Source organism: Cyanobium sp. Copco_Reservoir_LC18 (assembly GCF_009834675.1).
Classification (GTDB): domain Bacteria; phylum Cyanobacteriota; class Cyanobacteriia; order PCC-6307; family Cyanobiaceae; genus Cyanobium; species Cyanobium minutissimum.
On record NZ_ASAC01000010.1, the window covers coordinates 98,081 to 110,580 of the forward strand.

Genomic DNA, 12,500 nt, shown 5'->3' on the forward strand with positions numbered 1-12,500 from the left:
GCGCCGCCAACCACCCTCCGAAGGGGGTCGCCCCGGCCCGTGGGGGCGCCGTAAACCGTTGGGGGTGATCTGTTCTGAGCGATGGCGTCCGTCGATCCGCTGACCGGGGTGGGGTTCAACTATGCGGAGGCCCTGCAGAAAAGCTTCCTCTTCTATGAGGCCCAGCGCTCCGGCGACCTCGACGAGGCCCGCAAGCGGATCGACTGGCGCGGCGATTCCGGCCTGCGGGACGGGGCTGACGGGGTGTACTTCGGCGGCCGCTCGGCGGCCAACCTTCAGAGCGGGCTGAGCCTGGATCTCAGCGGCGGCTACCACGATGCCGGCGACCACGTGAAATTCGGGCTGCCGCTGGCCTCCACCCTTGCCACCCTCGCCTGGGGTGGGATCGAGTTCTCCGATGGCTATGCCGTCACAGGCCAGACCGATGAGCTGCTGGATGCGGTGCGCTGGGGCACCGACTACCTGCTCAAGGCCCACGGCGTCGATGCGGCCGGCACCACCCTGTACTTCGTGGCCCAGGTGGGCGATGGGGGGGCCGACCACGCCCTCTGGAGCGCGCCCGAAAGCCAGACCATCGCCCGGCCGGCGATGGCGGTGACGCCGACCAAGCCCGGCTCCGATGTGGCGGCGGGCTCGGCGGCGGCGCTGGCCTCGGCGTCGGTGCTGTTTCGCCAGAACGGCGACGCCGCCTACGCCGACGTGCTGCTCAACCGGGCCCGCTCCCTCTACGACTTCGCCGATCGCTACCGGGGCAGTTATGCCGATGCGATCCCGGAAGTGCGCTCCTTCTACAACTCCTGGAGCGGCTACAACGACGAGCTGGCCTACGGCGCAGCCTGGCTGTCGCGGGCGGTGAGCGCGGCGGGGGGCAACGGCACGGCCTACCGCGACAAGGCCCTGTCCATCTACACCGGCAGCATCGGCGGCCTCTCGCGGGGCTGGACGGGCAACTGGGACGACGCCTCCTATGCCACCGCCGTGATCCTGGCGGAGGACACCGGCTCGGCCCGCATCCAGCAGGACGTGGAGGGCTGGCTGAACAACTGGGTGAACGGCGGCAACGGGGTGACGATCAGCGCCGGCGGCCTGCGCCACATCAGCCAGTGGGGCTCGCTGCGCTACGCCGCCAACACGGCCTTCCTGGCCGATGTCTATGCCGACAACGTGCGCGACCCCGGCGGCGCCTACGGCCGTCTTTCGCAGGGAACGGTGGACTACATCCTCGGCGCCAATCCGCGCCAGTCGAGCTACCTGGTGGGCTTCGGGGTCAACGCGCCCCGGCAGCCCCACCACCGGGCGGCCTCGGGCGTGGGCTGGGACGGGTTCCGCAACGGCCTACCCAACACCCACATCCTCTACGGCGCCCTGGTGGGCGGCCCCACCAGCGCCAACGACTTCGCCTACCAGGACCGCCGCGACGACTTCATCGCCAACGAGGTGGCCCTCGACTACAACGCCGCCCTCACCGGCGCCTTCGCCCGCAGTGTCGAACGCCGCGGCGGCGTGCCGCTCACCGACGCCCAGCTCGACGCCCTGCCCGGGATCACGGTGCGGCCGGGCGGCGGCGGCACTCCGGTGACCCCCACACCGACACCCACGCCCACGCCGACTCCCACACCGACGCCAACCCCCACTCCCACACCGCCGCCACCGATTCCCACGCCCATTCCCACCCCCGGCGCCCCGCTGCCGGCCAGCCTCAACGGCATCCCGCTCACCTCCAGTCCGGATCTGGCGGTGGTGGTGGGCGGCTCGATCTGGACCGGCGGCATGACGGTGCAGCTCACCGTCAGCAACGCCGGCACGGCGGCGCTGAACGGCTGGAGCTTCAGCTTCGAAAGCCCGCACCGTCCCAGCGGCACGCCCTGGGGGGTGCGGATCAGCAGCACGGCGCTGGCGGGTGGCCTGTTCCGCCACGTCGTCAGCGGCGACGCCTGGGCCAGCGCGATCCAGCCCGGCCGCAGCGTCACCGTGGGCTTCAATGCCAGCCAGGGCAGGGCCCTGGGCCACAGCGGCGCCCTCACGGCGGCGGCCCTGTTCGGCGGCGCCGGCCGGCTGGCCTTCAGTGCCGCCAACCCCCGCTTCCTGACGGGCAACGCCGCTGCCAACACCCTCGCCGGCGGCCCCGGCGCCGACGTGCTCACCGGCCTGGAGGGCGCCGACACCTTCCGGCTGTCCAACCTGGGCGACTCGCTGCTGGCCGCCCCCGACCAGATCACCGATCTGGTGATCGGCAGCGACCGCATCGATGGCCCCCGGGCCGTGTCGGCCGCCGCCCTGCGCGAACTGGGGGCCGTGGCCAGCCTCACCCCCAATGCCCTGGCCGCCGTGCTCACCCCCGGCGCCTTCGCCGCCAACGGCGGGGCCACCTTCACCCTGGCCGCCGCGGGCGGCAGCGGCAGCGGCAGCCGCACCTTCCTGGCCCTCAACGACGGGATGGCCGGCTTCCAGGCCGCCAGTGATGCCATCGTCGAGATCACCGGCTACAGCGGCTCACTCACGGCGCTGGCGATTGTTTGAGAGGGGAGCATCAGGCCGCAAACATCTCCTGCAGGATGGCCAGGAGCTGGAGCAGCGTGGCCTGCGGCAAGGTGCCCAGCCGCTTCACCAGCCGTTCGCGATCCACCGTGCGCAGCTGGTCAGGCACGACGTGGCCATCCTTGCCCTGAAACGAACAAGGGACGCGGAACGGGTAGGGGTGACCACCGGACGTCAGCGGCGCCACGATGAACGTTCCCATGTGGGCGTTGAGTTCATCAGGGGAAACGACCACACAGGGCCTGGTCTTGCGGATCTCCTGGCCGCGGGTGGGATTCAACGCGACCAGAAAGATGTCACCGCGGCAGACGGCGACGTCCGTCACCACTCCCATTCCCCGTCGTCGAAGCGGGTGGGCGTGGCTGCATCCAGGAGACCCTCAGGCGTAACGGCGTCTGCTGCCTCCGCCCAACCGGCCCTCGGCGCTGCCACAGGCGTGATGGTCAGCACACCAGGCGCGACATGGATCTCCACCTCATCGGTGAGGCCAGCTTCCTCAAGCAGCGGCTTGGCCAGACGAAGACCGCGTGAATTACCGATCCTGACCAGCCTGGCCTTCACACGCCTCAGCCCATCTCGTGGTCACATTGTAGCCACATCAAGGGCCAGGGATCACAACCGTGCCCCGGTCGGTGCGGTAGAGGCCCACGTAGACGAGCAGGCCCAGCACCACGAACACCCCCTGGGCGGCCAGGGAGGCCGCCGATAGCCACGGCTGGGCATAGCCACCGGCCAGGAACGTCGAGATGTCCCACAGGCCATGGGCCACCATCGCCGGCCAGAGCAGGCCCGTGGCGCGGCGAAACACGTACAGCAGGATGCCGCTCAGGGCCGCCAGGACCACCTGGATCGCCCCGACCCACCCCATGCCCATGACCATGTTGGGGAGATGGAAGAGCCCGAAGCAGACGCCGGTGGTGATCGCAGCGGTGGCTTCCGAGCGCCCCCCCTGGCGCAGGCAGCGCAGGAAGAGGCCGCGGAACAGCAGTTCCTCGGCGAAGCCCACACCGACACCGGCGGCGAGGATGGCCAGGAGCAGGTCCGGCGGCACCGTGCTCCACCGGATGCCCACCAGACGGAAGGCGATCACGGCCATCCAGGCCAGCATCGACAGCCGCATCAAGCCCGTGCAGCGCAGCCGCACGGGATCGCGCCAGACGTGGTCCCAACGGCACCAGTTGGTGAAGGCCAGCAGCGCCAGGCCTCCGAGGGTGAGGGGGACAACCGCCGTGGCGAAAGCATTGCCGGCCGTCCTGAACCAGTCCGTGTAGGAAATGCCGGTGCGGAATTGCAGGACTCCGGCCAGGACGCTGTAGGCGAGCCAGAGCGCGATCCCCAGACGGATCGTCGGACGGACGCGCGGGCCCCGGCTGGCCACCGAGGCGCCCTCTGAAGCAGTGGTCTCCATCACTGCGCGTCACCTCCCAGGGCTCTGCTAGCCACACCAACGGGCCCTGTCACCCCGATCCGTCCTGCACACGGACGCCCACCGCCGCGATGAGTACGTTCAGAGCAGTTGCCACCCCGCCGATGCGACGACTCCCGATCCTTGCCGCTTCCCTGCTGGGTCTGGCGTCCGTGGCGGTGCCGGTGCCGGCGCAGGCCGACACCGTGCAGGCGCGCTGCGATGTCTTCCCCGCCGGGGAGGACAAGGCCACCTCCTCCGGGCTGTGCAGCTTCTCGCAGCGGCAGGGATTCGTCAGCATCGAGCTCAAGGGCGGCCAGAGGATCGAGCTCAAGCCCAACGAGAGCACCCCCGACGCCTACGTCGATGGGCAAGGGGAACCGGCCAGGCGGGAGATCCTGGACGCCAACCGCGGCCAGGTGTACCGGCTGGAGAAGCAGTCGATCTTCGTCTTCTGGGATCCCGCCCCCTACGGCAAGTAGGCCGGCAGCACCACGCCCACCCCGCCCGCAGCGAAGCCACCGGAAATCGTCCAGCTGCTGCTGGGCATCCGCCAGGTGAAGTTCGAGGGCGCCTGCCGGGTCAACTTCAACAAGGCCGGCAAGTATTTCAGCAAAACCTCCGCCTGCACCCCGGCCCAGGTGAGCCAGGCGGAGGATGCCATGCAGCGCTTCTTCCGGGAGCAGGGCCTCTGAGGGCTCTGGGGAGTGGCGATCACTGGCGTCGGTCGTGCCGAGGGTGCGACAGGGTTTCCTGTGGGAACCTTCTGCTGCTGGCCACAGCACCTTGCTAATCGAGGACCGTGGCTGATGGGCACCACAACCTGATGGCACGCCGCACGTGACGGCCTCGCACGCGTCAGCATCGATCGATTCGCTGGAGCTCCCCGGTGCTGGAGATGCTCGTCATGGAGAGGCGCGACGTTCCTGACGGAGGGCGCTGAGGGGATGGCCTGCGAGGGCTTGGCCCCTCCATCGGGATGGAGGCTTGCCGCCGGCCGACGTGCCTCCATGAAGCTGCATGGACGCGGCGGAGATGCTGCGCCGATCGGAGGAGGAAACCCAGACAATGACTGATGGGTTCTAGTCAGTACCCCATCCATCAAACGCGCCTGGAGCAGACGCTTCGCTCGTGAAGAATCTTTTCCGCAATGGTCGTCGACCGATTCGGGACTCTCACAATCGATCCACGTACAGATGTGAGCTCGGAGCATGGACGAAGAAGGGGAGTCGGGGGATTCCCAGGCTCTCTTCCCGTGTCATCCGTGACGTGTTTTCTTCAGCCCCAGGAGTTGCCCCCCATGACGACTTCCATCCATCCCACGCCGCATTCAGCACCGCAACGCAGGTGGTGATCTGAGTAACGCCCAGTCCCGGGCCGTGATGCCGCTCAGGTGCACCTGCCCATCTGATCTCCATTCGATTTCCCATGGTTTGCCCATCTCCATGGAACTGGAGGGTTGGACCCATGACCCATCGTCCCCATCCCCTCCGGGCGGTGCTGCCCCTGATGGTGGGACTGGTCCTGCAGGCTCCCGTCAGCCTGGCCCAGGTTCAGGGGCCTCCCCTCTATGACAACCTCGGCTCGCACCACTACCCCCTGTCGATCAGGAATCACCTGGCTCAGGCCTACTTCGACCAGGGGCTCCGTCTCTACTACGGGTTCAACCACGCTGAGGCGATCCGGGCCTTCCGCCACGCCGCCAGCCTCGATCCCCGCTGCGCCCTCTGCCACTGGGGAGAAGCGCTGGCGTTGGGACCCAACATCAACCTGGCGATGGACCGCGAGGCGGGGCTGCAGGCGTGGGCCGCTCTGCAGAAGGCGCGGGCCACCATGGCCACAGCCTCTCCGAAGGAGCGGAACCTGATCGAGGCACTCACCCGTCGCTACGCGGCCGATCCGCCGGTGGAGAGGGGCCCCCTGGATGCGGCCTGGGCCGACGCGCTGGGGAAGCTTGTTCGTCTGTATCCGGACGACATGGATCTGCGCACGTTGCATGCGGAGGCGCTGATGGATCTGACCCCTTGGCAGTATTGGAACAAGGACGGCTCACCCCGTGAACACACGGCCGAGATCCTGCGTCAACTGGAGACCGTTCTGCGGATCGCACCCAACCATCCGGGTGCCAATCACTTCTATATCCACGCCATCGAGGAAGTGCAGCCCGAGCGTGCACTGCAGGCCGCCGAGCGGCTGGCCGCTCTGATGCCCGGAGCCGGGCACATCGTGCACATGCCTGGACACATCTATGTGAGGGTTGGACGCTACCGCGATGCCATCACCGCCAACGAACATGCCATCCACGCCGATGAAACCTACATTCGGACACGGCGTCCTGCCTTCGGCGTCTACCTGGCCGGCTATTACCCCCACAATTACGACTTCTTAGGCTTCGCCGCCAGCATGATCGGCCGGCAAGAGCAGGTTCTTGCCGCCACCGAGACGCTGCGCACGCTGTCCCCGGATGCGATGGTGCGCGCACCGGGGATGACCTTCCTGCAGCATCACCGCACCCGGCATCTGCAGATGAAGGTGCGCTTCGCTCTCTGGGAATCGATCCTGGCCGAACCGGCTTCACCGGCGGACCTCGGCCATGCCCGCGGCATCTGGGCCTACGCCCGCGGTCGTGCCCTCATCGCCCAGGGAAACCTTGTGGAAGCACGCCGCCTCCTGGAAGAGCTGCGGGCCCTGGCTGCAGACCCCGGGCTCTCGGCCCAACGGCTTGAGTTCAATACGTCGGGCACGGTGCTGGCGATCGCCAGAGACGTGCTGGCGGCCCATCTCGCGGCGGCTGGGGGGGATATCGAATCGGCCAGGAGCCAATTCCAGACGGCGGTGTCGCTCGAGGACGCGATGGTCTACGGAGAACCACCGGAATGGTCGATTCCCGTCCGTCAGGACTTCGGGGCCTTCCTCCTCCGGGTGGGTGAGCCCGCCGCCGCTGAGCGCGTCTTCCGTGAGGATCTGAAGCGCTTTCCGGCGAACGGATGGTCCCTGCACGGGCTGGCCGGCAGCCTCCGCAGCCAGGGACGCCAGCGTGAAGCCGCCTCCACCAGCGCCGAGTTTCGCCGGATGTGGGAGGGCAGCGACCTTCCTTCCTTCGCCACCGCCCGGGGTGGTTGAGGCTGGAAACACCGGATGGCCTTGCCTTGGTGCGCACGTCCTCCCCTCCCATCACCTTGCCGCCAGCCTCCTGAGCTGCAGAGACCAGGCGGGGCAGGTCTGACGGGACAGGCTGGGTGGAGCCGTGGTCACATCTGCTCACACCTGGGCGACGCCACGTCGCGCCCCAGACACAGGCGGAAGCCATGGTGTGGGTACAGCCGCCCATGCCCGCCCCAAAGCCTCCCGCATGCTGCAGACCCCCCTGCGCCAGAGTCCCACCCCTCCAGCCTCGGCCAGGCCAGGAGCCGCTTCAGCGCTGTCTCCCGCGGGCACGCCATGGTCACGCTGGAAGGTGATCGCCGCCGGTTCGCTGACGCTCTGTCTGGCGGGGGGCGGTTGGCTGTCCTGGCATCAGGGACAGGTCCGTGCCCGCCAGGCCGCCCTGCTCGCCCAGACGGCGGTGGTGGAGCGCAGCAACGTGGTTCTTCAGGTGACGGCGTCCGGTTCGATCCGCCCCACGACGCCCGTGAACATCAGCCCCAAGCAACCGGGTCGCGTCACGGCCCTGTTCGTGGATCAGGGGGATCGGGTCAAGGCCGGCCAGATGCTGGCGCGGATGGATGACAGCAACCTGAGGGGAACGCTGCAATCAGCCCTGGGAACCCTGGCGGCGGCGGAGGCCAACCTGCAGAAGCTGCGGGCCGGTAACCGCCCCCAGGAGATCGAGGCGGCGCGGCGCAATCTGCAGGCGGCGGAGGCCGATCAGATCGCCGTTCGTTCCGCCTACCTCAGCAACCAGCAGCTGTACCGATCCGGCGCGATCGCTCGGGTGAGCTTCGATGCCAGTCGTTCGGCCTTCCTGGCCAGCGAAGCCCGGGTGAGGTCCCTGAGGGCCCAGATGGATCTCGCCAGGGCCGGCAGCCGCGCGGAGGACATCACCACGGCCGCCGCCCAGGTGCTTCAGGCCAGGGGGGATCTCGCCACCATCCAGGCCCAGGTCAATGACACCGTGATCCGGGCCCCCTTTGCCGGGGTGATCAGTCAGAAGTATGCCGACGTCGGGGCGTTCGTCACACCCACCACCTCCGCCAGCGCCACCAGTTCCGCCACCTCCTCATCGATCCTGGCCCTGGCCAGCGAACTGGAAGCGGTGGCCAACGTGGCGGAAGTGGACGTGGGCGCCATCCGGCCCGGCCAGCCGGTGGATCTGCAGGTGGATGCCTTCCCTCGCCAGGTGTTCCGCGGAACCGTGCGGCTGGTGGCGCCGGAAGCGGTGGTGGAGCAGAACGTGACCAGCTTCCAGGTGAGAATCGCCCTGGCAGCCGACGCGCGCAGCCAGCTCCGCTCCGGCATGAACCTCACCGCCAACGTCCGGGTGGGCCGGCGCTCCGATGCCCTGCTGATCCCCACCCCGGCGATCGTGAGCGAGCGGGACGGCACCGGAGTGATGCGGCCCGGTGACAACGGGGAGCCCAGCTTCCAGCTGGTGCAGGTGGGCGTCACGATCGGCAACCGCACCGAAGTGCTGCGCGGCCTGAAAGCCGGCGATCGGGTCTATCTGTCCGTGCCGGGCCGGCGTCAGCCCAACGCCCGGCCGGTGTCGGGCGCCTCGCCGTTCCAGCAGCAGCGGGGACCGGGGAGGATGCCACGTTGACGGGGCGTCGCCGCGGTGAGCGGGGGGGTGGCGAGCTGGTCGAAACGATCGCGCTTGCCTGGTCGTCGCTGCTGGCCAACCGGATGCGCTCCGCCCTGACGATGCTGGGCGTGATCATCGGCATCGGCGCCGTGATCAGCATGGTCACGATCGGGCGCGGCGCCCAGCTCCAGACGGAGAGCCAGTTGAAATCGCTGGGTTCGAACCTGCTCTTCGTGCAGAGCGGCGTGGCACCCGGCGGCGGCCCCGCCTCACGGGGAGCGGGCTCGGCCACCACCCTCACATGGGAGGATGCCCGGGCGATCGCCGCGTCCATCCCCGCCGTGGCGGACGTGGCTCCGAATCTGAGCCAACGTGCCCAGGTGGTGCTGGCCGATCGCAACACCAACACCACGGTGGTGGGCAGCACGCCGGCCTTCGTGGCGGTGCGCGACTTTCTGCCCCTGAGCGGGCGTTTTTTCAACCAGGCCGAACTCAACCAGGCCGCCAGGGTGGCCGTGCTGGGACAGACCGTCGTCGACAGCCTCGGGTTGACGGACCGCAGCGCCCTGGACCGCACGATCCGCATCCGCGGCGAGACCTTCACCGTCATCGGCACGCTGGAGTTCAAGGGCAGCACGGGTTTCCGCGACCAGGACGATCAGGTACTGATTCCGCTCACCACGATGGCCGCAAGGATCGTGGGGATGAACACCACAGCCGGCGTGTCGGTGGAGAGCATCGCGGTTTCGGCGCGGTCCGCCGAGGGCATGGAGGCAGGGGAGTATCAGATCACCAACCTGCTGCGGTTACGCCACAGGATCGTGCCGCCCCGAGAGGACGACTTCCTGATTCGCAACCAGGCCGATCTTGTCAACGCCTCCAACGCCGTCGCCAATGTGTTCACGGCACTGCTGGGTGGATCCGCCGCCATTTCCCTCTTGGTGGGGGGAATCGGCATCATGAACATCATGCTGGTGTCCGTCACAGAGCGAACGCGTGAGATCGGCATCCGGCGCGCCATCGGAGCCCGTTGCAGTGACATCCTGCGCCAGTTTCTGATCGAATCAACGGTGCTGTCTCTGGCGGGCGGCCTCCTGGGTGTTCTGCTTGGTGTGCTGGCGTCGATGGCCATCAATTCGGTCTTTGGCTGGAGCGCAGGGATCGCCCTGGATGCGGTGGGTTGCTCACTGATTTTCTGCCTGGTGATCGGTGTGTTCTTCGGCGCCTATCCGGCCAGCAAGGCCGCCCAGCTGGATCCGATGACGGCACTTCGGAGCGATTGAACCATGCTGCAACTGCGACAGATCACCAAGGCCTATCGCATCGGAGAGATGGAGTCTGAGATTCTGCACGGTATCGACCTGACCATCCTTCGAGGCGAGTACACCGCGATTGTGGGCACGTCTGGATCCGGCAAGTCCACCCTGATGACCATTCTCGGATGCCTGGAGCAGCCCAGCAGTGGCCAGTACTACTTCGATGCCCGTGATATCACCCAGCTGAGTGACAATGAACGCACGGACATCCGCAACGTTCGGATCGGTTTTGTTTTTCAGCAATTCAACCTCCTGCCGCGCCTGACAGCACTGCAGAACGTCATGCTGCCGATGGTCTATGCCGGTTACGACCGGGAGGAGCGGCGGCAGAGGGCGGCGGCGATGCTGGAGCAGGTGGGGCTGGCGGACCGGATGACCAACCGACCCAATCAGCTCTCCGGTGGCCAACAACAACGCGTCGCGATCGCCCGCGCCCTGGTGAACCAGCCCGAACTGCTGCTGGCCGACGAACCCACCGGCGCTCTCGATTCACGGACCGGCCAGGAGGTGATCGAGCTGATCTCCGGTCTTCACGCCGATGGGCTCACGATCGTGCTCGTCACCCATGACCCGTCCGTGGCCGAGAACAGCGGGCGGATCATCCGGATCCAGGACGGGCAGATCAGCAGCGACAGCCGACCGCGCTGCCCAGACGACCTGTTTCAGAACTGAGGGGTGAACGGGCTGCGGCTGCTTGGATCCGGTGCCTCCAGCCGCACGTCAGGCACCTGGCAAGCCGGCTGGCCCCTCCCCAGAGCTGGCGGCAGCACCGTCGTCCCGAGCGGCCATGCGGTCCTCGGTGCCGTGAATCCTCTGAGGGCAGTCCTCAAGAGCTGAGTGGAGAGGTCGGGGTCAAGGCGTCAGGCATCGGTTCAAAGCCAGCATCGGCGGGCGAAACAACGGAAATGAAGGTGAGTGGCTCCTGACCGTGATTGCTGACGCCGTGCACACAACCCACGGGAGCGACGACCACATCGCCAGCTGTGATGGCCAAGGCAGAACCCGATGCCTCTGTCAGATAAGTGCCGTGACCGGAGAGGATCGTCCAGGTGTCCTGCCCGGAAGGATGAACGTGGGCAGCAATCCGTTGGCCTGGCTTGACGTACCACGCGACGACCACAGCTTCAGCCGTTTCCACGATCACCGACCGTATCGGTTCATCGTCGGACAGCTGCATGAAATCAACAGCACGAAAGAGGCGATCGCTACCCATGGCAAATCCCTCGCGTGAAGGGGAATGGCTGACGCTGGAGGAAAAGCAGATGCCAACTGTAGGCCAGTCCACCGGCAGGAATGTTGAACGCATGACGGTCGCCATTGCTCACATCGGCGGCGCTGGCCGGTGAACGGTGCGTTGGTAGACGCAGAACACCGCATCACGCTCCCAGCCGGCCGAGGCATAGAGCGCCTGGGCGGCGGTGTTGGTGTGGGCGGTGGAAAGCGAGAGCCGGATGGCCCCGGCCTCGCGCGCCTTACCTACGGCGGCCTCCAGCAGGTGGCGGGCCACGCCCGAACGCCTGGCCTCGGGCACCACGAACAGGTCGTTGAGGATGAAGATCGGCGCCATCGATACCGAGGAGAACGATGGATAGAGCTGGGTGAAACCGAGCGCCTGGCCATCGGCTTCAGCGATCAGCAGCACCGAGTCGCCCTGGGCCAGCCGCTCCTGCAGGAAGGCGCGGACGCGATCCGGTTCGGACGGCTGGCCATAGAACTGGCGATAAGCGTCGAACAGCGGAACGATCACCTCCAAGTCATCGGGAGCGGCTTGACGGACAACAACGGGGGGCAAGAGACAACGCGGAGCGCTCAGCCATCCTCACGCTGAAGGCGCAGCATCTCGCAGGCTCCCCGCTGGAACTCGTAGCCCACCCGTTCCAACGACACACGGAATCCCGCCGCCCGCAGGATCTCCACCTGGCCAGCGAGATGGGGTGACAGCGTTCCGCCCAGCTCCAGCAAGGGAAACACCCTGACCTCGCGGGCCACCCGAGTGAGCTCCAGCAGCGAGGCCTGGTGAAACGCCGCGTCCAGCTGGCGGCTGTAGAGGAACAACAGGTGGGAGCAGAGCGCCAGGTCGAAGGCCTCATCGGGGAACGGCAGCGCCGGCAGTTCGGCATTCACGTAGCGCCCCTCCTGCAGGCCGGCCGGATAATGCTCGAGAAAGGCCTGCATCGCCGCCATGCGGACCCGACCCAGCTCCTCAACGGAGGCGATGGTGTCCCAGACGAAGGCCGATGGATTCCGCCGGGTCTGCTCGATGACCTCCGTGTAGGTGGCGTCGATCCGGTCGGCGATCTCTTCCTGCGTGAAGGCGTAGATCGGATCGCAGGAGACCACCGACAGGCCCCGCCTGCTGGCCTCCGCATTGAATCCGGCAGGGCCATCGCCGCAGCCCAGGATCCGGCCCGCCAGATCGCTGTCGGCCAGGGAGAACATGGCCACGTATTCCGCGAAGGAACGGCCCCAGGGAACGATCTGCTCCAGCGTGAACATCGTC

At 67.5% G+C, this 12,500-nt stretch carries 12 protein-coding genes; 7 read left to right on the forward strand and 5 right to left on the reverse strand.

Translation table 11 applies throughout. The features are described 5' to 3' along the window. Nucleotides 1-81 precede the first annotated feature (81 nt). On the forward strand, nt 82-2,520 hold the full coding sequence (locus L107_RS16905) for a glycoside hydrolase family 9 protein (protein WP_201295803.1): 2,439 nt from the start codon (nt 82-84) through the stop codon (nt 2,518-2,520). 10 nt (nt 2,521-2,530) lie between these two features. Here L107_RS16905 and L107_RS04540 read toward each other — a convergent pair whose 3' ends face one another. Both L107_RS04540 and L107_RS04545 read right to left on the reverse strand, forming a co-directional pair. Further along, on the reverse strand, nt 2,531-2,872 hold the full coding sequence (locus L107_RS04540) for a type II toxin-antitoxin system PemK/MazF family toxin (protein WP_159816644.1): 342 nt from the start codon (nt 2,870-2,872) through the stop codon (nt 2,531-2,533). A gap of 264 nt (nt 2,873-3,136) precedes the next feature. After that, on the reverse strand, nt 3,137-3,946 hold the full coding sequence (locus tag L107_RS04545; protein ID WP_159816645.1) for a CPBP family intramembrane glutamic endopeptidase: 810 nt from the start codon (nt 3,944-3,946) through the stop codon (nt 3,137-3,139). 122 nt (nt 3,947-4,068) lie between these two features. On the opposite strand from L107_RS04545, the gene L107_RS04550 reads away from it, so the two are divergent. The 6 genes from L107_RS04550 to L107_RS04575 all read left to right on the forward strand — a co-directional run bounded on the left by L107_RS04550 (nt 4,069) and on the right by L107_RS04575 (nt 10,672). Next, nucleotides 4,069-4,425, forward strand: a complete 357-nt coding sequence (locus L107_RS04550) for a hypothetical protein (RefSeq protein WP_159816646.1) — start codon at nt 4,069-4,071, stop codon at nt 4,423-4,425. Between the two features lie 75 nt (nt 4,426-4,500). Then, nucleotides 4,501-4,638 carry a hypothetical protein gene (locus tag L107_RS04555; protein WP_159816647.1) on the forward strand — a complete coding sequence of 46 codons (138 nt, stop codon included), beginning with the start codon at nt 4,501-4,503 and terminating at the stop codon, nt 4,636-4,638. 802 nt (nt 4,639-5,440) lie between these two features. After that, nucleotides 5,441-7,066 (forward strand): hypothetical protein, encoded by a 1,626-nt coding sequence (locus L107_RS04560; protein WP_236550507.1) that lies wholly within the window; start codon nt 5,441-5,443, stop codon nt 7,064-7,066. A gap of 229 nt (nt 7,067-7,295) precedes the next feature. Further along, nucleotides 7,296-8,702 carry an HlyD family secretion protein gene (locus L107_RS04565; protein ID WP_159816649.1) on the forward strand — a complete coding sequence of 469 codons (1,407 nt, stop codon included), beginning with the start codon at nt 7,296-7,298 and terminating at the stop codon, nt 8,700-8,702. Further along, the gene (locus L107_RS04570) at nt 8,699-9,967 is read left to right on the forward strand and encodes an ABC transporter permease (RefSeq protein ID WP_159816650.1); all 1,269 of its coding nucleotides are present in this window, start codon (nt 8,699-8,701) and stop codon (nt 9,965-9,967) included. The genes L107_RS04565 and L107_RS04570 overlap by 4 nt, the downstream gene beginning before the upstream one ends. 3 nt (nt 9,968-9,970) lie before the next feature. Continuing rightward, complete coding sequence (locus L107_RS04575; RefSeq protein WP_159816651.1) at nt 9,971-10,672, forward strand: ABC transporter ATP-binding protein; 702 nt, start codon at nt 9,971-9,973, stop codon at nt 10,670-10,672. A gap of 154 nt (nt 10,673-10,826) precedes the next feature. Here L107_RS04575 and L107_RS04580 read toward each other — a convergent pair whose 3' ends face one another. From L107_RS04580 to L107_RS04590, 3 genes are read right to left on the reverse strand one after another with little or no spacing between them, the layout of a single operon-like run. Continuing rightward, entirely contained in the window at nt 10,827-11,318 is a 492-nt protein-coding gene (locus tag L107_RS04580; protein WP_236550508.1) for a cupin domain-containing protein, read from the reverse strand. Between the two features lie 3 nt (nt 11,319-11,321). Then, entirely contained in the window at nt 11,322-11,792 is a 471-nt protein-coding gene (locus L107_RS04585) for a GNAT family N-acetyltransferase (RefSeq protein WP_159816652.1), read from the reverse strand. Nucleotides 11,793-11,809: 17 nt separating this feature from the next. Next, on the reverse strand, nt 11,810-12,496 hold the full coding sequence (locus L107_RS04590) for a class I SAM-dependent methyltransferase (protein WP_159816653.1): 687 nt from the start codon (nt 12,494-12,496) through the stop codon (nt 11,810-11,812). Between the last annotated feature and the right edge of the window lie 4 nt (nt 12,497-12,500).

Bases quoted from the DNA above. Each gene is read 5' to 3' on its own strand.
- L107_RS04540 (WP_159816644.1), bottom strand. From the start codon at position 2,872: ATGGGAGTGGTGACGGACGTCGCCGTCTGCCGCGGTGACATCTTTCTG.
- L107_RS04545 (WP_159816645.1), bottom strand. From the start codon at position 3,946: ATGGAGACCACTGCTTCAGAGGGCGCCTCGGTGGCCAGCCGGGGCCCG.
- L107_RS04575 (WP_159816651.1), top strand. From the start codon at position 9,971: ATGCTGCAACTGCGACAGATCACCAAGGCCTATCGCATCGGAGAGATG.
- L107_RS04590 (WP_159816653.1), bottom strand. From the start codon at position 12,496: ATGTTCACGCTGGAGCAGATCGTTCCCTGGGGCCGTTCCTTCGCGGAA.
- L107_RS04580 (WP_236550508.1), bottom strand. From the start codon at position 11,318: ATGGCGACCGTCATGCGTTCAACATTCCTGCCGGTGGACTGGCCTACA.
- L107_RS04550 (WP_159816646.1), top strand. From the start codon at position 4,069: ATGCGACGACTCCCGATCCTTGCCGCTTCCCTGCTGGGTCTGGCGTCC.
- L107_RS16905 (WP_201295803.1), top strand. From the start codon at position 82: ATGGCGTCCGTCGATCCGCTGACCGGGGTGGGGTTCAACTATGCGGAG.
- L107_RS04565 (WP_159816649.1), top strand. From the start codon at position 7,296: ATGCTGCAGACCCCCCTGCGCCAGAGTCCCACCCCTCCAGCCTCGGCC.